This is a genomic window from Streptomyces sp. NPDC020965 (genome assembly GCF_044333555.1).
Lineage (GTDB): Bacteria > Actinomycetota > Actinomycetes > Streptomycetales > Streptomycetaceae > Streptomyces.
Genome location: NZ_JBIRRE010000002.1, coordinates 50,273 through 68,924 on the forward strand (window position 1 = coordinate 50,273; position 18,652 = coordinate 68,924).

The 18,652-nt window shown below is 70.8% G+C and carries 18 protein-coding genes; 10 read left to right on the forward strand and 8 right to left on the reverse strand.

From position 1 onward, the window contains the following. Positions 1 to 91 precede the first annotated feature (91 nt). The 3 genes from ACH4S7_RS07095 to ACH4S7_RS07105 all read right to left on the reverse strand — a co-directional run bounded on the left by ACH4S7_RS07095 (position 92) and on the right by ACH4S7_RS07105 (position 4,500). A complete protein-coding gene (locus ACH4S7_RS07095; RefSeq protein ID WP_398520103.1) occupies positions 92 to 1,795 on the reverse strand; it encodes a hypothetical protein in 1,704 nt (567 codons plus the stop codon). Positions 1,796 to 2,560: 765 nt separating this feature from the next. Next, positions 2,561 to 3,922, reverse strand: coding sequence for an MDMPI N domain containing protein (locus ACH4S7_RS07100; protein ID WP_398520104.1), 1,362 nt, complete (start codon positions 3,920 to 3,922; stop codon positions 2,561 to 2,563). Beyond that, a complete protein-coding gene (locus tag ACH4S7_RS07105) occupies positions 3,919 to 4,500 on the reverse strand; it encodes a sigma-70 family RNA polymerase sigma factor (protein ID WP_398520105.1) in 582 nt (193 codons plus the stop codon). The genes ACH4S7_RS07100 and ACH4S7_RS07105 overlap by 4 nt, the downstream gene beginning before the upstream one ends. A 274-nt stretch (positions 4,501 to 4,774) precedes the next feature. Here ACH4S7_RS07105 and ACH4S7_RS07110 point away from each other — a divergent pair, with 274 nt between their 5' ends. The 5 genes from ACH4S7_RS07110 to ACH4S7_RS07130 all read left to right on the forward strand — a co-directional run bounded on the left by ACH4S7_RS07110 (position 4,775) and on the right by ACH4S7_RS07130 (position 9,267). Further along, entirely contained in the window at positions 4,775 to 5,149 is a 375-nt protein-coding gene (locus ACH4S7_RS07110) for an STAS domain-containing protein (protein ID WP_398520106.1), read from the forward strand. Positions 5,150 to 5,422: 273 nt separating this feature from the next. Next, positions 5,423 to 5,938: an EF-hand domain-containing protein gene (locus ACH4S7_RS07115; RefSeq protein WP_398520107.1), complete on the forward strand. Its 516-nt coding sequence runs from the start codon at positions 5,423 to 5,425 to the stop codon at positions 5,936 to 5,938. A gap of 297 nt (positions 5,939 to 6,235) precedes the next feature. Further along, complete coding sequence (locus ACH4S7_RS07120) at positions 6,236 to 7,924, forward strand: hypothetical protein (protein WP_398520108.1); 1,689 nt, start codon at positions 6,236 to 6,238, stop codon at positions 7,922 to 7,924. After that, positions 7,911 to 8,303 carry a hypothetical protein gene (locus ACH4S7_RS07125; RefSeq protein ID WP_398520109.1) on the forward strand — a complete coding sequence of 131 codons (393 nt, stop codon included), beginning with the start codon at positions 7,911 to 7,913 and terminating at the stop codon, positions 8,301 to 8,303. Before ACH4S7_RS07120 ends, ACH4S7_RS07125 begins: the two co-directional genes overlap by 14 nt. A 4-nt stretch (positions 8,304 to 8,307) precedes the next feature. After that, positions 8,308 to 9,267, forward strand: a complete 960-nt coding sequence (locus tag ACH4S7_RS07130; protein ID WP_398520110.1) for a hypothetical protein — start codon at positions 8,308 to 8,310, stop codon at positions 9,265 to 9,267. 13 nt (positions 9,268 to 9,280) lie between these two features. Here ACH4S7_RS07130 and ACH4S7_RS07135 read toward each other — a convergent pair whose 3' ends face one another. Next, positions 9,281 to 10,801 (reverse strand): class I adenylate-forming enzyme family protein, encoded by a 1,521-nt coding sequence (locus ACH4S7_RS07135; RefSeq protein WP_398520111.1) that lies wholly within the window; start codon positions 10,799 to 10,801, stop codon positions 9,281 to 9,283. Positions 10,802 to 10,962: 161 nt separating this feature from the next. Between ACH4S7_RS07135 and ACH4S7_RS07140 the strand changes: the two genes are divergently transcribed. The 4 genes from ACH4S7_RS07140 to ACH4S7_RS07155 all read left to right on the forward strand — a co-directional run bounded on the left by ACH4S7_RS07140 (position 10,963) and on the right by ACH4S7_RS07155 (position 15,178). After that, positions 10,963 to 12,246, forward strand: coding sequence for an amidohydrolase family protein (locus ACH4S7_RS07140; protein WP_398520112.1), 1,284 nt, complete (start codon positions 10,963 to 10,965; stop codon positions 12,244 to 12,246). A gap of 3 nt (positions 12,247 to 12,249) precedes the next feature. Next, positions 12,250 to 13,398 (forward strand): acyl-CoA dehydrogenase family protein, encoded by a 1,149-nt coding sequence (locus ACH4S7_RS07145; protein WP_398520113.1) that lies wholly within the window; start codon positions 12,250 to 12,252, stop codon positions 13,396 to 13,398. Position 13,399: 1 nt separating this feature from the next. Beyond that, positions 13,400 to 14,374 (forward strand): acyl-CoA dehydrogenase family protein, encoded by a 975-nt coding sequence (locus tag ACH4S7_RS07150; RefSeq protein WP_398520114.1) that lies wholly within the window; start codon positions 13,400 to 13,402, stop codon positions 14,372 to 14,374. Positions 14,375 to 14,719: 345 nt separating this feature from the next. After that, entirely contained in the window at positions 14,720 to 15,178 is a 459-nt protein-coding gene (locus ACH4S7_RS07155; protein ID WP_398520115.1) for an ATP-binding protein, read from the forward strand. Between the two features lie 102 nt (positions 15,179 to 15,280). On the opposite strand, the gene ACH4S7_RS07160 is transcribed toward ACH4S7_RS07155, so the two are convergent. Beyond that, complete coding sequence (locus ACH4S7_RS07160; protein WP_398520116.1) at positions 15,281 to 16,207, reverse strand: cyclase family protein; 927 nt, start codon at positions 16,205 to 16,207, stop codon at positions 15,281 to 15,283. A gap of 87 nt (positions 16,208 to 16,294) precedes the next feature. On the opposite strand from ACH4S7_RS07160, the gene ACH4S7_RS07165 reads away from it, so the two are divergent. Next, on the forward strand, positions 16,295 to 17,200 hold the full coding sequence (locus tag ACH4S7_RS07165; RefSeq protein WP_398520117.1) for an SDR family oxidoreductase: 906 nt from the start codon (positions 16,295 to 16,297) through the stop codon (positions 17,198 to 17,200). Between the two features lie 66 nt (positions 17,201 to 17,266). On the opposite strand, the gene ACH4S7_RS07170 is transcribed toward ACH4S7_RS07165, so the two are convergent. From ACH4S7_RS07170 to ACH4S7_RS07180, 3 genes are all read right to left on the reverse strand, one after another. Beyond that, complete coding sequence (locus ACH4S7_RS07170) at positions 17,267 to 17,473, reverse strand: DUF397 domain-containing protein (protein ID WP_398520118.1); 207 nt, start codon at positions 17,471 to 17,473, stop codon at positions 17,267 to 17,269. A gap of 68 nt (positions 17,474 to 17,541) precedes the next feature. Beyond that, the gene (locus ACH4S7_RS07175) at positions 17,542 to 17,757 is read right to left on the reverse strand and encodes a DUF397 domain-containing protein (RefSeq protein WP_398520119.1); all 216 of its coding nucleotides are present in this window, start codon (positions 17,755 to 17,757) and stop codon (positions 17,542 to 17,544) included. Continuing rightward, positions 17,754 to 18,590, reverse strand: a complete 837-nt coding sequence (locus ACH4S7_RS07180) for a Scr1 family TA system antitoxin-like transcriptional regulator (protein WP_398520120.1) — start codon at positions 18,588 to 18,590, stop codon at positions 17,754 to 17,756. Before ACH4S7_RS07180 ends, ACH4S7_RS07175 begins: the two co-directional genes overlap by 4 nt. Positions 18,591 to 18,652: the final 62 nt, after the last annotated feature.

Below are 18,652 nucleotides of genomic sequence, written 5' to 3' on the forward strand. Positions count from 1 at the left end.
CCCGGTCCGCGTGCCGTACGGCCGGGAGGACGCCCCCCCGGCCGTACGGCAGCACCTGCGGTCGCGGGGCCTCGCGGTCTCGCGGGTCTGTCTAGAGACCGAAGCCGGTCAGCACGCTGCTCATGCTGTAGCTGTAGACCTCCCGCGCGCACGCCGTGCACACCTTCGGCGGCTGGACGTTGTAGTCCGTCAGCCCCTCGGCGTGCTCACTGAGGGACCACAGCTCGGGCGGGCGGTTCAGCCCACGCCCATGGGCCAGGTAGAGGTCCTCCACGCCGATGGTGGACTCCAGGGTGATCGGGTTGCCGGTGAGCTGGTTCTGCTGCGGGGTCGCCTGGAGCAGCACGCCCTTCGAGTGGTGGTTGCTGCGGTGGAAGTACCACTTCCCGTCGTACCGCAGGGCGGCCTGGATCTTGTGCCACAGGCGCTCGGTGCCGGTGCCGAAGGTTCCGGTGGTCGGCAGCCCGTACGCCTCGGTGGCGTCGATCGGCACGGTCGATCCGCTCTCGACGACCGCCGCCAGCGCCTCCATGGGCAGGACGCCCACCCGGCCGGTGCTGTCGCCGCCCTGGTTGCGGTTGCAGTACTCGCCGACGATCAGGTGCGGGACGCCGGTGCGGTCGAGTGAGGCGTACGACGCCTTCGGCCGTCCGGTGGTGTAGCACTGGCCGTCCGCGGTGGGCCCGCCGTGGGTGCCGGCGGTGAAGGTGAGCGTGGCGACCTGGGGCAGCACATAGCGGTAGCCGAAGCTGTACCAGACACTGTTCTGCCGCCCGACGCGGCGCTCGTCCTGGACGTTGCTGATGAGCCCGTCGGGGGTGGGGTCGTTGACGGCCGGGTTCTGGTCCGGGTCGAGGTCCATGATCTTGCGCATGTCGAAGACGCGGAAGCCGTTACTGGTGTCGGCGACGTAGAGGTAGTTGCGGAACCAGACCATGCCACCGGCGTGGATGCCCTGCTCGGCTTTGCAGTCCGCGGGCCGCGGGCCGGTGTCGGGACAGGTGCCCTCGCGCGCGTGGAGCGCGTCGAAGGAGATGTTGCCGTTGGTGTTCTGGTACGGCCAGACCAGCAGCACATGGCGGTACTTGCCGGTGGACTGGTTGAGGAAGGTGATCCGCGCACCCTTCTCATTGCAGGTGAGGTCGGAGGTCGGCGCGACACAGTTGTCCCGGCCGGAGGCGTAGTCCGACCGGCCGGTGTTCACCTTGTCGTACGAGGAGGTGACGACCGGGGTGGCGGGGGACTCACCCCACTTCTCGTCCTCCACGGCGTCGGAGACGCCCGTGATGGCCTGCGGGATCCACTCCGAGGTGGTCTCGTCCCCGTGGCGCGGGCAGGCACGATTCTGCGGCTGTAGCAGCGGGCCGTAGATGTCGAGGTCACCGCAGGCGGCACCCCAACCGGCGGTGCGGTCGGCCTGCTCCAGCAGGCGGGTGAGGGACTGCTTGGGGAGCGCGGCGTCGAGCCGTGTGACGAGCCCGGTGAGACTGGCCCCGGCGCGGATCTGGAAGTCCCCGGGCCGGCCCGGGATGGGTGCGGAGAGGGCGCCGGCCGCGGGGGCGCCGGGTCTCGCGAGGGCGGGGCCGCCGGCCGAGTCGTCCTGCTCGCCGGTGGGCTCGTCGGCGAGCCCGTCGTCGGCGAGTCTGTCGTCTTCGGCCGGTACGGCGGTGGGCGCGGGCCGCGCCACCGGGGGGTCGGCGGCGACGGCGGCCGAGATCGGCAGCAGCGCGGAGACCAGCGCGGTCGCGATGGCGGCGCGCGCGGTGAAGCGTATGCGGCGGGATGCGGATCGCATCGGGGACATCACCTTTCGTGGCGTCGTACGGAGTGGTCGTGCGGGGTCGTCGTGCGGAGTGGTCGTGCGGAGGTGACCATGGCGGTACGGGCCGGGGCCCATGGATGCCGAAAAGGCCCGCCAGCGGACTGGCGAGCCTTCGGGGGCGGTGCGGGATAACCCTCCGCGTATGGGCCGGGAGAATTCTCCGGGACATTCCCGGGCCGGGGGTATTTTCACCGTCTTGGCGGACGGCCAGCCGAGGACGTATCCCTCGTGCGCGGCGAGGGAATCCGTCCGGCGGTCCACATGTCCGTCGCCCCCTGATTCCGTTGTGAGAAGGAAAATGCGCGGCTGAAGCATAGTCATCGCAGATGACTGACAGTCAATGTGCGCTGTGTCACGGCGGCATGGCGGCGCGGAGCCGTGTGGTCCGATGGCGCCGCCGCCCACCTGGTCCGAAGCCCCGAGGGGCGGGGAGGTCGCGATCGCCCGGGTCGGGTGGGGGGCTCCGTTCATCACCGTACGAGGACGTGATTTCCGGTGGGGGGTTCATCGCGGTGTACCGGCCGGCCGGATTCCGGGAGCTGGATATGACGACGGTGAAGCGGCCGGTGAGCGGCCGAACGCCGGCCTGCCACCTCGGAATGCGGCGCCGGCGAACGGAAATCCGCGAGGGAGAAACCAGCGCGGGAGAATCAGACGAGAGGGAATCCGGCGACCGCCGCGCCGGCAACGGCCCGCGCCAGGGATTGGCAGCCATCTCCGGGGTCCAGGGAACAGCCTTTACATCCGGCTCAGTGACGCCGCGGCGAAGAGCACATCCCTAATCGCCTCCCGGTCCCCGTCCTGTCCCGCGGCGGCCTCCTCCGGCGACACATGACCCGCCACCAGACGGCAGAACTCGACCCCGTCCAGGGCCACCTGCGCCACCGACAGCTCCGCGGTCCCCAGCGCGGCCGGTGAGTCCAGGGCGATGTACCAGTCACCGCCACCCGCACCCTCCACCTCCAGATGCAGCGAACGGCCCGGGGACCCCGCCGCCACCAGGTATTTCGACGGGGAGGCCAAGCCCGCCCGACGGCGGCCGGCCAGGGCGGCGGGCAGCAGCCGGGCCGCCAGGTCGATCATGCGGTGCAGATGGGAGCCGCGCGGTGGGGCGTACGGATAGTCCACCGCTTCCGCGATGTCCTCCGCATGGATCCAGCACTCGAAGGCACGGTCCAGCAGCGAATCCCGCAGCGGCAGCGCGAATTCGCCGTACGGCACGGAGAGATCGGCCACTCCACGGCCCGCGAACGACACCGTCCGGATCAGCGTATGGCTCTGCTCCCGCCACGGGCCGTGCACCTCCCGCGTCGTGGGATGGTGCTCCGCCCGCCAGAACTTCTCCGTACGCTCCGTCGGTGTCTTCGGCATGTCCCGGCCCAGCGGGTCGTCCAGCCCCAGTGCGTGCGAGACCAGCCCGTCCACGGTCAACAGATGCCCGATCACCCCGGCCACCGTCGTCCTGCGCCCCACCTCGCCCATGCCCTCGAACCAGCGCAGCCGCACCGGCGCGTGCCACTCCGCCTCGCCGATGTCCCGCAGCAGGGCGTCGAGCCTGGCCGTCTCCGCGTCGTACGGGGAAGCCCACTCCGGCACCGGGATCCGTGCCGGACGGCGGCCCAGGCAGTTCTCCAGCACCCGGAACCGCAGCAGCGGATCGAGATCCAGATCCCGTTCCGTGTGCAGCAGACCGACCGCATCACGCAGCCGCAGCGCCTCGTCCGCGCAGGGTGCGCAGTCGCCGAGGTGCAGTTCGACGGCGGCCGTCTCCTCTGCCGAGCAGGCCGCCAGTGCCCACGCGCCCAGGAGGGATTTCAGCACCCCGTGGTCCGGTGTCCCGTCGCCACTGTCCGGTGTCACAGGCATATCGGCCTCGGGAGTGCTGGTCTCGGGAGCGGGCGCGGCGCGGGGTGGTGGCAGCCGGCCCGGTGGTGCGGGTGGCGGGTCGAGATCGTCCGCCGCCGTCGCCAGCGTGCCCTGCGGGCCTGGTATCCGGGGCGCGCGCCGTACGCCGTCGCGCCCTTCGTCGTCCGGATCGTCCTGGTCGGGGCCGTCGCGGCCGTCAGGTCCGCTCTCTCCGTCGCGCCGGGGCCCACTCATAGGGAGCGTCCGATTCCGGGCGGCGATGAGCCCTCCAGCGGGCGGGTGTTCGCGCTGGAGAGCAGTTGGAGACCGAGGCGCAGCCGGCGCCGGGCCTCGTCCTCGGTCAGTCCGAGGTCGGCCGCCGTCTGCCGGTAGTCCCGGCGCTCGAAGTACGCCAGCTCCAGGGCGGCCCGCAGCGGTGCGGGCATCGAATTCACGATGTAGTCGGCACGGGCCGCCACCGCCGCCCGGCGCACCTTCTGTTCCAACTCCTCCGACGAGCCCGCCGCGCCGTCCGCGAGGGCCGCCGCGCCCGTCTGGCGCAGCCGGTGGACGGCCTGGCTGTTGGTGAGCCCGGCGACCCAGGAGCGCATCGAGCCCTGCTTGGGGTCGTAGGCGTCCGGATTCTCCCAGATGTAACCGAACACCTCGCGGGTCACCTGGTCGGCCGCGCGGTCGTCGTCGAGCACGCGTCGGGCCAGCATGTGCACCAGTGAGGCGAGCCTGTCGTACAGCTCACCGAGTGCCGCCGCCTCACCCCGCGCCAGTCGCTGCTGCATCTTGCGGTCCCAGCGCAGCGGAGTGTCCCTTACCATCCGACCCCCAAGCCTTGCCCTGCGTAGTGCTCCTGTGTCCGTCCGTGCTTGTGCCCCCTTTCGAATGTAATGCGCGCGGCACGGCACGCACGCCCCTTTACCTCAAGTGCGCCCCCTGGGGGGCGCTGGATGGTAAGAGCCCGCGGCCGCCATGAAAACCTGCTACGGCCATCGGGTTTCGTGTCGACGAAGCAGGGAAGACGCGCCAGAAGCACGGATGTGGCGTCGACACGGGACCGCAGAGGACGAACAGGACGCAACGGGAGGTTCGGGAGTGCCGCTCAACGTGTACGAGACCCGGCAGAGCGTGTGGACCGTGCTCCACATCGACGGCGAACTGGACCTGGTGTCCTCGCCAGAAGTCCGCCGACATGTGCACGCGGCCGTGGCCGCGGGGCGCCGGGATGTGGTGCTGGATCTGTCCGATGTCGTCTTCTGCGACTCCAGCGGTGTGGGCGTGCTGATCGCCGCGCGCCGACTGCTCCAGTCCTGCGGCGGCCGGCTGAGACTCGTCCTCCCCGCGCGCGGTGTGGTCGAGGGGTCACACGTCAACCGGGTGCTGGGCTCGCTGGGGGTCCGCCGACTCTTCGATGTCTACGGGGACACGGGCGCGGCGACGGGCGACGAGGCGACCCCGTTGTCGGCGTGACCCCCCGCGGGTGCTGCGTGGAGGTCCTGGGCACCTTTGGCGGGTGAGCCGAGGGCCCGCGCGGGCGCTGTGCGGAGGCCCTGCCACACTCTTGGCGAGTGAGCCGAAGGGGCGCGCGGGTCCCGAAAGGGAGAACGCGCGGAGATCCCGAGGAACGAGGGATCGAGCACGATCGACCGTCGGGGCACGCTTAAAGCGCCCCGGAGGCGAACCGAGCCCCAAAAAAGATGGGTACTTGCACGCGTCAGCCGTGTGGAGACGTACTCTCCCCGCATGGACAGCGCAGAGTACGAGCGCAAGATCGCGTCTCGCTTCGCCGCCTTTGACCAGGACGGCAACGGCTATATCGATCGACAGGACTTCAGCGGGGCAGCCGCCGCGCTGCTCTCCGAGTTCTCCACCACCGCACGCTGTGAGAAGGGTCAGGCCCTCTACAGCGGCGCGGAGGCATTCTGGCAGGGCATGGCGGGAATCGCCGATGTCGACGGGGATCAGCGCGTCACCCGCCAGGAGTTCATCACCGGGGCGGTGAAGCGGCTCCGGGACAATCCGCAGCGGCTCGCCGGGATCGCCCGGCCGTTCCTGCATGCGGTGATCGCCCTCGCCGATGAGGACGGCGGCGGGATGACGCCCGCGGCGGCCGAGCGGGTGCTGCGGGTGCTCGGCGTCGAGGCTCCGGTGGCGGCGCAGGTGGCGTCGGCGCTGGACGCCGACGGCGACGGGCGGATCAGCGAGGAGGAGGTGCTGGCGGGATTCGCCGCTTACTACGTCACTCCGGAGCACCCGTAGCGCGCGGGACTCCCGGTCAGGACGGGGGCCGCCCGGTCATCGGGGTGGCCTCCGCCGGCGGGGACGCTTCGTACCCCTACTCATACACATATCCGTATCCGTGAACGCCCTCGGTATATACCGGGGGCGTTCTGTGTAAAGCGCCCCCTGAGCCGCTCCGGTATGCCTTACGATTCCAGCCCTCACAGCGCCAACGTCCCCACCGGCGTGGGGGCGTGGAACGGAGGGACCGTGACCCGGATCGCGTTACCCGGACAACCCGACCGAGACCATGAACGAACCCGGGGCAGGGCCCCGGTGGAGCCCGCGGCGAGCGAGGCATGTCGACTGCTCTGCGCCGGTGCCCATATCGACGGCCGTTTCCGGACAGCGGTCATCGATGAGCTGTATGTCCACGAGGAGCGGTTCACCGCCCCCTCGTTCGGGTTCGACGCGGGCCGTGTTCTCGCGCACGCCCTGTACGCCCGCCGGCTCGAACTCGGCTGGGCCCTCGCCACTCTGGTCCTGTGGATGCTGGCGATCCCCCTCACCAAGGGCCTGATCCTGCTGCTTCTGCTCCCCTGTGTGCTGCTGGCCCTCGCCCCGTGGATCAGGGGCCGGTCGGACCGGCCGCATCTGCTCCGTCGGGCCGCGGCGTTCGTGGTGCGCTGGTACGGCCGGCTCGGGCTGTTCATCATGCTGGTCACGTTGGTGCTGATCGGGCTGCCCGGTGAGGACGACGAGGTCTCCGGGGACGGCTCCGGAGACGATACGGCGGAGCTGCTGCCCGGTGGCGAGTTGTTCGGGGACCTGCTGCCGTCCGGCGGGGGCGGTGGCGGGCTCGCCTGGCTGACCCTCTTCCTCTTCGTCCTGGTCGCCGTCGGTGTCGGGTTGCAGCGCCATCAGTCGGCGTTGGTGATGCTGGGCCCGCTGTCGGCCGCCCGGTTCCCGCATGTCGCCGCCGACCCGGCCGAGAACGCGCCCGGCGGTCGTGTCGAGCGGCTCAAGGCCCTCATCCGTCATGAGCAGCACTCGCCGATGGTCATGTACCACACGGCGAATCCGTTCCGGGGCTCCGGCGCGGCCATCCAGACCTGGACGCTCGCCGTGGAGCTGCGGCCCCGCAAGGACCGCAAGCCGGACCCCGTCGACAACCGGGCCATCCTGGAGCGGGTCCGGAAGCTGGTCGGCGACCTCAGGGAACCCTCGGCCCATGGCTCCCCCGAGGCCGCCGAGGCGGTCCGGGACCGGCTGCGCGAGCTGCGGATCGACGAGTGCGTCTTCCTCCCGGCCGACGGCATCAGCAGCCGCTCCGGCGCCCCGTACGACGAGGACGGTTTCGCGGAGCACCGCGCGGCGTCCGTGGAGGAGGGCGGCGAGGCACGCCGGCACTTCCTGCGGATCAGGGTCGGTGGCTGGGAGGAGGAGGTCGTCGTGACCATCTTCGTCCGGGTGCACACCCAGGGCGGGATGCTGATGCTGGAGGTCGCCCCGCATGTGCTGCCGCCGGTGGACCGGGGGTTCCGTGAGGCGGAGCGGCAGGCGCACCAGTATCTGAACAACAGCGTTCTCGGCAAGGCCAGTTGGGCGGTAAGCCATGCACCGGGGTCGCTGGGGCAGTGCCTGCTCACCGTGGGCCGCTATCTCGGCAGTGTCCGGGAGCTGGCCACCGGAGGCCACGCCGGCGCGCTGCCGGACGGGCCCGCGCTCTCCATCCGTGAGATCGGCGCCGACTCCGAGGTCTCGCTCTTCCAGGACATGGACGTCATGCGCTATCTGAAGAGCATCCAGGACCGGGTGGCGGGCGGGGTCAAGGTCGCGCTCTTCGACGCGGGCTGGCAGACGGCCGAGTTCGAGCAGAAGGTCATCAACGTCAGCGGCGGTGTCTACATCGACTCGGCGAACAACAGTGCCTTCGGCTTCGGTGACCAGTCCACCGCCACCACCACCAACACCACGAGCAGTGCCGACACCACCAACAGGGGAGCGAGTGATGACGACAGCTAACGGCGGCCGCGAGGACGAGCAGCGCCCGGGGGTCCATATCGGTCACGCGCCCAACAGCGCCTTCGCCTTCGGCAAGGGCGGTTCGGCGACCGTCAACAACGCGCCCGACACCGGCCAGGGCGCCGTCACCCAGCAGGAGCTGCTGCAGGCGGTGCGCGAGCTGCGCGCGGATCTCGGACGGTTCGTCGCCACCGAGGCCACGGAGGTCCTGGAGGGCGAACTCGTCTCCACCGAGGACGAGATCACCGCGTCCGGCTCGGCGGACCGGGGACGGCTGGTCCGCCTGCGGGACTCCCTGCTCACCGCGGGCGGCCTGGTGTCGGGGCTCGCTTCGGGCCTCGCCGTCAGTGAGTCCGTCTCCGCGCTGCTGAGGGGCTGACGCCGTGGCCGGAGACGTTCCGCGGTGGGACGCGGAAGCGCAGCGCTGGCACCAGGGCGAGAAGCGGTTGGCGTATGTCCCGCCACCGCCGCCGCGACCGCAGTTCGCGCCGAAGGGCTCGGACCCGGACTCGCGGCGGGAGGTGACCCGGCACGCCGATCCGTACCCGGGGCAGCCCGGTCCCGCCCAGCTCGGTCGGCCGCAGATCATCGTGTTCGCCGTGGTCGCGGTGCTGGCCGTGGCCGGTATCACGACCTGGGTCGCGACGACCGGTGGCGACGACAGGTCCGAGGGGAAGTCGGGCTCGTCGGGCGCCCCGAGCACACCGTACGAACCGGATACGGAGACCTGGGACCCCTCCACCGAGTCGATCGAGTCCGATGGCGTTTCCGAGTCGGTGGAGCCTTCCGAGCCCCCGTCGGATGCGCTCTCGGAGTCGCCGTCGGACTCGCCCTCGGAGAGCATGTCCCCGACGGCCGGTTCCGACGCGGGAACCCCCGGCGCACCGCCGGCCGGCTACCGCGTCGCGGCGGACGCGAAGGGCTTCTCCCTCGGCGTCCCGGAGGGCTGGACCCGCTCCAGCACCGCGCAGGGGGTGTTCTACCACTCCCCGGACAAGCTCAGCCTGCTCCAGATCTTCACGGTCGGCGAAGGCGGTATGACCTCGCTCCAGGCGGTGGAGGTGACCTCCGTCAATGTGGAGAGGCGGAGCAGTAATTTCCGGGAGTTGAGCATCGGATCGGTGCGCGGCGGCCCGGAGAACCCGGCCGGTGACGCGGCCGAGTTGCACTACGCGTACGACGACGCGAAGACGGTGGGCGTCCGGGAGTGCATCGAGCGCGTCTTCACGGCGAAGGGCGGGACCATGTACGCGGTCCTGGGCTGTGCGCCCGATGACAGGTCGCCCTTCCAGCGGGAGCTGCTGACGACGGCCCTGAACCACTTCTCTCCAGGCTGGTCCTGAACATCCCGCCCGGTCAGGGGCGCTCCGCCGGGCGCCCCTGACCGAACCGCTCGCGCAGTCTGTACTTGAGCACCTTCCGGAGCGTGTCGTTGCGGGGCAGCTCCGTCACCACCTCCAGCCGTTCCGGGAGTTTGTACGGGGCGAGTCCCGCGGCCCGGAGGAAGGCGGTCAGCCCGGCCAGCGTCGGCGGCTCGGCACCGGGGGCCCGTTCCACCACCGCACAGACGAGTTCGCCCCGGGCCTCGTCCGGGAGTCCGACGACGGCCGCGTCCCCGACGCCGGGGTGGGTGTGGAGCAGGTCCTCGATCTCCTGCGCCGAGATGTTCTCGCCCTTGCGGATGATCACGTCCTTGAGCCGGCCCGTCAGCACCAGGTGGCCGCTCCCGGTCAGGTGCCCGAGGTCCCCCGTGCGCAGGAACCCGTCGGCGTCGAAGACGGCCGCCGTCTGCGCCGGGTCCAGATACCCCTGGCAGACCGCCTCGCCCCGGAGCCGTATCTCGCCGTCCACCACGCGGATCTCCATCCCGGGCGGCGGTCTGCCCTCCGTGGTGGCCAGGTTCTCCGGGGTGTCGTCGGGCGAGCCCATCGTGATCATCGGCACTTCGGTCATGCCGTAGCCGTGGGTGAGCCGGCAGCCCAGCTCCCGTACGACCGCGTGGTACAGCTCGGGCGGTTTCGGGGCGCCGCCGCCGGCGAGGAGGCGCAGGGTCGGGATCAGCTTCCGGTCCGGCCGTTCGCGCTGCGCGGCGAGGAACATGGAGTAGAAGGCCGTCGAACCGCCCGCCGTGGTCACGCCGTGCGCGCGGAGCTCGTCCAGTGCGTCCGGCAGGGCGAACTTCTCGAAGGCGACGGCGGGGAACCCGTAGAGCAGCAGCATCACCAGGTAGTCGGCGCCGCCGATGTGGGCGAAGGGGAAGGCGATCGATCCGACGTCGTCCGCCGTCAGCCGGAGCGCGTGGGCCAGGCAGGAGCCGCCGGCGATCAGGGAGCGGTCGGTGTGGAGGACGCCCTTGGGGTCCGATGTGGTGCCGGAGGTCCAGTAGATCCAGCGGACGTCCGTGCCGGCGGCGGGCGGCGGGGGCAGGACCGACGGGTCGCCCGACGGGAGGTCGTCGTACGCCTCGAAGACACCGCGCGCGCCGAGCCGGCCGGCCATCGCGGTGTGGTCGAAGCCGCGCCACTCGCCCGGTACGGCGAAGAACTCGGCCTTCGACTCGCGCAGGGCGAAGCCGACCTCCCGGTCCCGGTGGAAGGGGATGATCGGCGACTGTACGGCGCCGATGCGGGCGAGGGCGGCCGACAGCAGCACCGTCTCGATCCGGGTCGGGAGCTGCCAGGCGACGACGGTGCCGGGGCGTACGCCGCGTGCGTGGAGGCCCGCGGCGACGCGTTCGGCGCGGTCCCGCAGTCCGGCGAAGGTGAGGACGCGGTCGCCCTGGAGGAGTACGGGACGGTCGGGGGTGAGCCCGGCCCGGCGCCGGATGAGTTCCCACAGGGTGGGTGCGGTGCCGAGCGCGTGCGCGGTCTCGTCCATGCCCGTACGCCTCCCTGGTCTCCGTTGACCTGACGGATCGTCAGGCATGACCGAGAGCGTAGGGTCCACCGGCTTGTCGGTCCAGAGGCGCGGGGGCTAGCCTGATTTCTGACGGGTCATCAGATCCGGCATTCAGGGAACGGCACGGCGGAGGGCACCCCATGGCCGAACTTCCTCGGATCGTCAGCGTCGACGACCATGTCATCGAACCCGCGCACCTCTTCGAGACCTGGCTCCCGGCGAAGTACCGCGAACGGGGACCGCGACCGCTCACCGCGGGCATCGGCGAGCTGGCCTATGTCGCCGGGAAGTACCGGATCACCATGGACCCCGACGGGCCGCCCACCGACTGGTGGATCTACGAGGACCTTAAATTCCCGTACAAGCGGAACATCGCCGCCGTCGGCTTCGACCGCGACGAGATGACCCTGGAGGGCATCACCCGCGAGGAGATGCGCCGGGGCTGCTGGGACCCGAAGGCCCGCCTCGCCGATATGGACCTCAACCACGTCGAGGCGTCCCTGTGCTTCCCGACCTTCCCCCGGTTCTGCGGCCAGACCTTCGCCGAGGCCCAGGACAAGGAGGTCGCGCTCGCCTGTGTGCGCGCCTACAACGACTGGATGGTGGAGGAGTGGTGCGGGGACAGCGCCGGCCGGCTGATCCCGCTCTGCATCATCCCGCTCTGGGACATCGACCTCGCCGTCGCCGAGATCAAGCGGAACGCGGCGCGCGGCGTCCGGGCGGTGACCTTCTCGGAGATCCCCACCCACCTCGGGCTGCCCTCGATCCACTCCGGCCACTGGGACCCCTTCTTCGCGATCTGCCAGGAGACCGGCACGGTCGTCAATATGCACATCGGGTCCTCCTCCCAGATGCCGGCCGCGTCCCCGGACGCCCCGCCCGCCGTCCAGGCGTCACTGAGCTTCAACAACGCCATGGCGTCGATGATGGACTTCCTCTTCAGCGGAGTGCTGGTCAAGTACCCGACGCTGAAGCTCGCCTACAGCGAGGGCCAGATGGGCTGGATCCCGTACGCCTTGGAGCGCGCCGACGACGTCTGGGCGGAGCACCGGGCCTGGGGCGGGGTGCGGGACCTGATCCCCGAACCCCCGTCCACGTACTACTACCGGCAGATGTTCTGCTGCTTCTTCCGCGATAAACACGGCATCGCCTCCCTCGACGTCGTCGGCCGGGACAACGCCACCTTCGAGACCGACTATCCCCATGTCGACTCGACCTTCCCGCACACCAAGGAGGTCGCCCTCGACCATGTGAAGGGGCTGGACGACGAGACGGTCTACAAGCTGATGCGGGGCAACGCGATCCGGATGCTCGGCCTCGATCTGGACCGCGACCGGGTCCCGGGGCGGCTGCCGGATCCCGGCCGGGGCGGGATGCCGGATCTCGGCCGGGGCGGGATGCCGGATCTCGGCCGGGGACGGTAGTGGATGGATCTCACCCACAGCGCGGCGGACGAGGCGTTCCGCGGCCGGCTCCGCGCATGGCTCCGCACCACCCTGCCGAAGCTGGCACCCCGGCCGTCCCCCGACGACTGGCCCGGCCGGCGCGCGTACGACACCGCCTGGCAGCGGATGCTGTACGACGCGGGCTACGCCGAACTGCACCAGGACGCCTCCCCCACCCGGCGGCTGATCTTCCTGGAGGAGACCGAGCTGGCCGGCGCGCCCTATGTGGGCGCCAACTTCGTCGGGCTGCTGCACGCCGGACCGACGATCGCCGCCGAGGGGACGCCCGAGCAGCGGCAGCGCTGGCTCGGGCCGATCCTGCGCGGCGACGAGATCTGGTGCCAGGGCTTCAGTGAACCGGACGCGGGCTCCGACCTGGCCTCCCTGCGGACCCGGGCGGTGCGCGACGGCGACAGCTACGTGGTCTCCGGCACCAAGATCTGGACCTCGCACGCGGAGGTCGCCGACTGGTGCGAACTGCTGGTCCGCACCGATCCGACGGCCCCCCGGCACCGGGGCATCAGCTGGCTCGCGATGCCGATGGACGCGCCCGGGGTCACCGTACGACCGCTGCGGACGCTCGCGGGCTCGACGGAGTTCGCCGAGATGTTCCTCGACGAGGTCCGGGTACCGGTCGCCAACCGGGTCGGCGCCGAACACGACGGCTGGCGGGTCACCATGGTCACCCTCTCCTTCGAGCGGGGCACGGCGTTCGTCGGCGAGGTCGTCGCCTGCCGGCGCACCCTGGGCGAGCTGGCCGCCCTGGCACGCGCCAACGGCCGCTGGGACGATCCCGCGCTCCGCCGCCGGCTGGGCGGGCTGCGCGCGGAGTTCCTGGCCCTGTGGCGACTCATCCAGTCCAACGTCAGCGAGGCGCAGGCGTCGTCCTCCGGGGTGCCCGGCGTCGGCGGCTCCGTCTTCAAGCTGCGCTACTCACACGCGCGCCAGGAGCTGTACGAGGCGGCGGCGGACGTCCTCGGCCCCGAGGCGCTCGACCTCGACCACGCCTGGACCCTGGACCGGCTCTCCTCGCTCTCGTACACCATCGCCGCCGGTACCTCGCAGATCCAGCGGAACATCGTCGCCGAGCGCGTCCTCGGCCTGCCGAAGGCTCTCAAGGGGGGCGGTTGAGATGGACTTCCGGCTGACGGACGACCAGCGGGCGCTACGCGCCGGGACCCGGGAGCTGCTCGCCCGGGTCTGGCCGCCGGAGGCCCTGCGCGAGGCGCTGGAGCGTCCCGGCACGCTCGACAGGGCGCTGTGGCGGGCCCTCGGGGACGCCGGGTTCTTCGCCCTGCGGCTGCCGGAGGAGCGCGGCGGGGTGGGGCTCGGGGCGGTGGCGGCCGTCGTCGTCTTCGAGGAGGCCGGCCGGGTGCTGCTGCCGGGGCCGCTCGTCGCCACCCACCTGGCGGCGGGCGTGATCGAGGGGGCGGCGGACGGCGAGCGGGTCGTCACCCGGGTCGACGGGGGTCTGGTGCCCTGGTTGGACGCCGCCGACCACGTCCTGGGGGACGCCACCGGAGCCGTCCCCCTGCGGTCCGTCGATCCGCTCACCCCGCTGCACCGGGTCCCGGGCCCCGGCACCCCCGATCCGTCCCCCCGTCCGCTGACCGCCCCTGATCCGTGCGCCCGTCCGCTGACCGCGGCCGACTCGTACGCCGCCCTTGCCCCGCTCACCGCCCCTGATCCGTACGCCGCCCTGCTGACCGCCGCCGAGCAGCTCGGCAGCGCCGACCGCACCACCGCGATGGCCGTGCGGTACGCCAAGGAGCGCGAGCAGTTCGGGCGGCCCATCGGCGCCTTCCAGGCCGTACAGCACCTCTGTGCCGAGATGCTGGTCCGCACCGAGCTGGCCCGCGCGGCCGTCTACGCCGCCGCCGTCACCGAGGACGTCACCGAGATCGCCGGGGCCAAACTCCTCGCCGACGACGCCGCGGTGCGCAACGCCCGCGACTGTCTCCAGGCGTACGGGGGGATGGGATTCACCTGGGAGGCGGACGTCCATCCGCATCTCAAACGGGCGTGGGTACGGGCCCGGATGTGGCCCACCGCTACGGAGGCGGAGGAGATACAGGCGGAAGCGCTCCGTATTGCCCCGCTTCCCTGACATACCGGCGGTGTGTCACTGAGCGTCGATACCGGGTTGTGTCCTTCGACAGTCCGTCACAGGCCCCCCGGAGGGCCCGGCTCCGGTACCCTCCGTGAGATGCGAGTCGTGACGAGTTCCCTGGCCAAGCAGGCCGCGAGCCTCTGTTCGACTCCCCGCAACGGGCGTCGCACAGTATGGACCACGGGTACTCCTTCGCGCTGGAATATGCCCGAAGTGCTTGTTGCGGTGACTGTACGTCAACCATGCTGTCTCGCAAGGGTGTCACGTTCAGTGACCTGGTCGAGGTCGATGACCCAGTCGAGGCGTGAGGCGATGTGTCCGCCGGTTCGGATGGTGTGAGCGGTGCAGGTGCTCCAGGTTCAGTTGGAGGTCGGTCCCGATCCCGCGGAGGTGGGACGAGCCCGTAGATGGGCCCGTTCGCGACTCCTCGGGTCGGGGATAGTGGACGGCGAACCGCTGGCCGAGACCCTGATCCTGCTGATCTCGGAGCTGGTCACCAACGCCGTCGTCCACACCGGCTGTCCTGCCGTGCTGCGGATGGTGTTCGGCGCGGGCGTGGTCGAGGCCGGGACCGTCCGGGTCGAGGTCGCCGACAACTGCTCGCGTCCCCCGAAGCAGCGCCACGCCGACGGTGACGACACCAATGGCCGGGGCCTGGAGCTGGTCGACGGACTCGCCGACCGGTGGGGCTGGCGGCCGGAGGGCTCGGGGAAGTCCATCTGGTGCGAGGTGGACCGGGGCGCGCCGGAGACGGCGTACGAGCGCGTGGTGGCCCGCGGCTTCGCCGCGGCGCGGCGGTAGCTCCTCCGGGCGCGCTTGAGTCTCCTCTCCGCGGGGCCTTGTCCGTGCGCTTCGCGGGCTCCGCTGGCGCTTGGTGGGTTCCGTTACGGCGCTTCGCGGGTGCTAGAAGACGGCGACGGGGGCCACGGGGGTCCCCGTCCCGCCGATGAAGGGCTCCGGCATGGCCGAGAGCAGAAACGCGTGACGCTTTTCTTGTGCACAGGCTGTGGACAACTTTTCGAGATTCCAGTTCTGGCCCTGGATCATCCCCATCTCGACCAGATGGAGCGCGTGGACCGGCAGCCAGAGACCCTCGATCTCGGGCGGGATGATCTCGAACGTCAGGGTGTCGTTGGCGACCGCCGCGACACCGTGGGCGTGGAACCACTCGGGGGTGTGGACGGAGAGCCCGGGTGACGGGAATCCGTAACCCTGCCGGTCGCCCGCCAGAAAGACCTGCACCTGCCCGGTCCGTACGAGCACGATGTCGCCGGGTGCGACGGTGACCCGGCCGAACTCCGCCGCCTCGTCCAGATCCTCCGGGCTCACCGCATGGTCCGCGGGCAGCCGGTCCAGGCCCTTGGCGCGGGCGACGTCGAGGAGTACGCCCCGGGAGACGATGTACGGGGCCTTGTCGATACCGCTGAAGCGGGCGCCGGCGTGCGCGGTGACCGTGTCCGCCGGGCGGCCGTTGTAGATCACCCCCGAGTGCGAGACATGGGTGAGCGCGTCCCAGTGCGTCGCCGCCTGGAGCCCCATGGTCACGGCGTCATCGCTGATGGCGACCGTCCCCGGGCCGAACATCTCGTAGTTGATCTGCGTCATCGTGTGCAGCGGGTTCACCCGGCCCGGCACGATGCCGGTCTGGACGCCGTCCTGCTGGAGCGGCAGCGCGAGCGGGACGCGGCGGCCGGTGCGGACGGTGGCGGCGGCGTCCCGTACGACGTCGTCGGTGATCAGATTGAGCGTGCCGATCTCGTCGGCCTCGCCCCAACGGCCCCAGTTGTTGACGCGTTTGGCGATCTCGTGGAACTCCGGTGGCAGTGGCATCGCGCTGGGGCCTCCTGGGGGTTGTGCTCGGGCGTCCGCCTGACCTTAAATCTAACGGTCCGTCAGAAACCACCGGAAGGGCCGGGTATGGGGAACTTCTTGGCAGGCAAGGTCATCGCCGTGACCGGCGCGGGCCGGGGCATCGGACGCGCGGTCGCGCTGGCGGCGGCGGCCGCCGGGGCGCGTGTCGTCGTCAACGACTACGGCGTCTCCATCGAGGGCGGCGAACCGGCCTCCGAGGTGGCGGCGGAGGTCGTCAAGGAGATCGAGGCGGCGGGCGGCGCCGCCGTCGCCGTCGCCGATGACATCGCCACCATGGCCGGGGGGCAACGGCTGGTGGACACCGCGCTCGCGGAGTACGGGCGGCTCGACGGGGTCGTCTGCGTCGCCGGGATCCTGCGGGAGCGGATGCTCTTCAATATGACCGAGGACGAGTGGGACCCGGTCATAGCGACCCATCTGAAGGGCACCTTCACGGTCTTCCGGGCGGCGTCGGCGGTGATGCGCAAGCAGAAGTCGGGCACCCTGATCGGCTTCACCAGCGGCAACCACCAGGGCTCGGTCTCGCAGGCCAACTACTCGGCGGCCAAGGGCGGCATCATCTCGCTGACCCGCAGCGCGGCGCTCGGTCTGCACAAGTACGGCGTGACCGCGAACGCCGTCGCCCCGGTCGCCCGCACTCGGATGTCGGCCAATGTGCCCATGGAGCTGACGGAGATCGGCGAGCCGGAGGACGTGGCGGCCCTGGTCGTCTACCTGCTCTCGGACCGGGCCCGGGAGATCACCGGCCAGGTCTACACGATCGCCGGCCCGAAGATCGCGGTCTGGGCCCAGCCGAGGGAGCTGCGCGCCGGATACGCGGAGGGCGGCTGGACCCCGGAGCGGATCGCGGAATTCCTGCCGGGCACGGTGGGGGTGGACCCGATGCCGATGCTCCAGCGGCTGGAGGAGATGGGCCGGGCGGCGGCGTCGGGGGAGCGGCCGAACGCGTAGGAGGCGCCCGGGTGGGGCGCCTGTGCGGTGGAGCCCCACCCTTGAGGCGGGGCTCCACGGCGGGAACTACACGTCGGCGTGCCGGGCGAGGTTGATCAGTCCGGCGAACGCGGTGGGGGTGAGGGTGAGCACCGGGCCGTGGGGGACCTTGCTGTCCCGGACCGGAACCACCCCGGGGACGTCTTCGCAGATCTCCAGGCAGCTCCCCCCGCTCGCGCCGCTGTAGCTGGACTTGCGCCACCGGGCCTGGTCAAGGTCTCGGTCACTGGTCACGCGCGTACTCCTTCACTGCTGTGTCGAGCAGGTCGGGTGGTTCGGGCTACGGTCGCCGCGTCGCGTGCCTACACGTCGGCGTGGCGGGCGAACTCGATGAGTCCGGCGAACGCGGTGGGGGTGAGAGTGAGTATCGGGCCGTCGACGACCTTGCTGTCCCGGACCGGGACGACGCCGTGAACGGACGCGTACGTCGGCGCCCACTCCACGCACGCGCTGCCGCCGTTGCCGCTGTAGCTGGACTTGGCCCACTGCCACGCGGACGGGCTGGGGATGATGCTCATGTGGGTAGCGCCTCCATCAGGGACCGGATATGGGCCGCCGTCTGCTCCGGCGACCACGCATGGGCTGTCAGCCGATCGTAAGCCCGCTGGCGGTCGACGACGAGGTGAGTTTCTTCCAGGAGGGTGCCGGTGTTGATGCTCTCCTCGTAGGCCACGATCGCACCGTCCGGGAGTGTCAGGAGGCTGAGCAGGCCGCCCATCAATGCGTGGCCGCCGAAGGCGAACGGCAGGACCTGAATCACGCCGTGCGGGGTGCACGTGGTGGTCGCAAGTCGTGCGAGCTGCTCGCGCATTACCTCCGGTCCGCCGAAGGACCGCAGCAGAACCCCCTCGTCCAGGATGAATGAGTGCTCCGGTGCGTCCTCCCGGTGCATGTGTGCCTGCCGCGCCATTCGAGCTGTCAGCAGCTCTTCAATCTCGGCCTCGGTCGCCCGGGGCGTGTGCTCACGGAACTGCGCCTTCGCGTACGCCTCCGTCTGGAGCAGTCCCGGCACCAATTGGCCGCTGTACTCCCGGATGTGCCGGGCACGCGCCTCAAGTTCCATGCGGCGTCGGAACTGATCGGGGTGGATCTCGCGGGCGCAGAGGGCGTACAGCTCGGTGAAGATGCCGTCGGTCCCGAACGCCGCGTCCAGCTTCTCGGGGAGGTCCGGTGGCGGCATGACATCCGCGTTCTCGATCCGGGACAGGTGCGAGGTCGAGAGGTTCACGATATCGCCGAGTGCCCCCAGGCTCAGATGTTCGACGGCCCTTTCGCGAGCCGCTCGTAACTTCGCTCCGAATAAATGCCGGGCGCTCTTGTCCGGTGTGAGTGCGCGTGGACGTGCTGGCATAAGCGTTCGAACCTCATTTCCCCAAAGTGAAGTTGGGACATCGGGATGTGGTGCGCCAATTG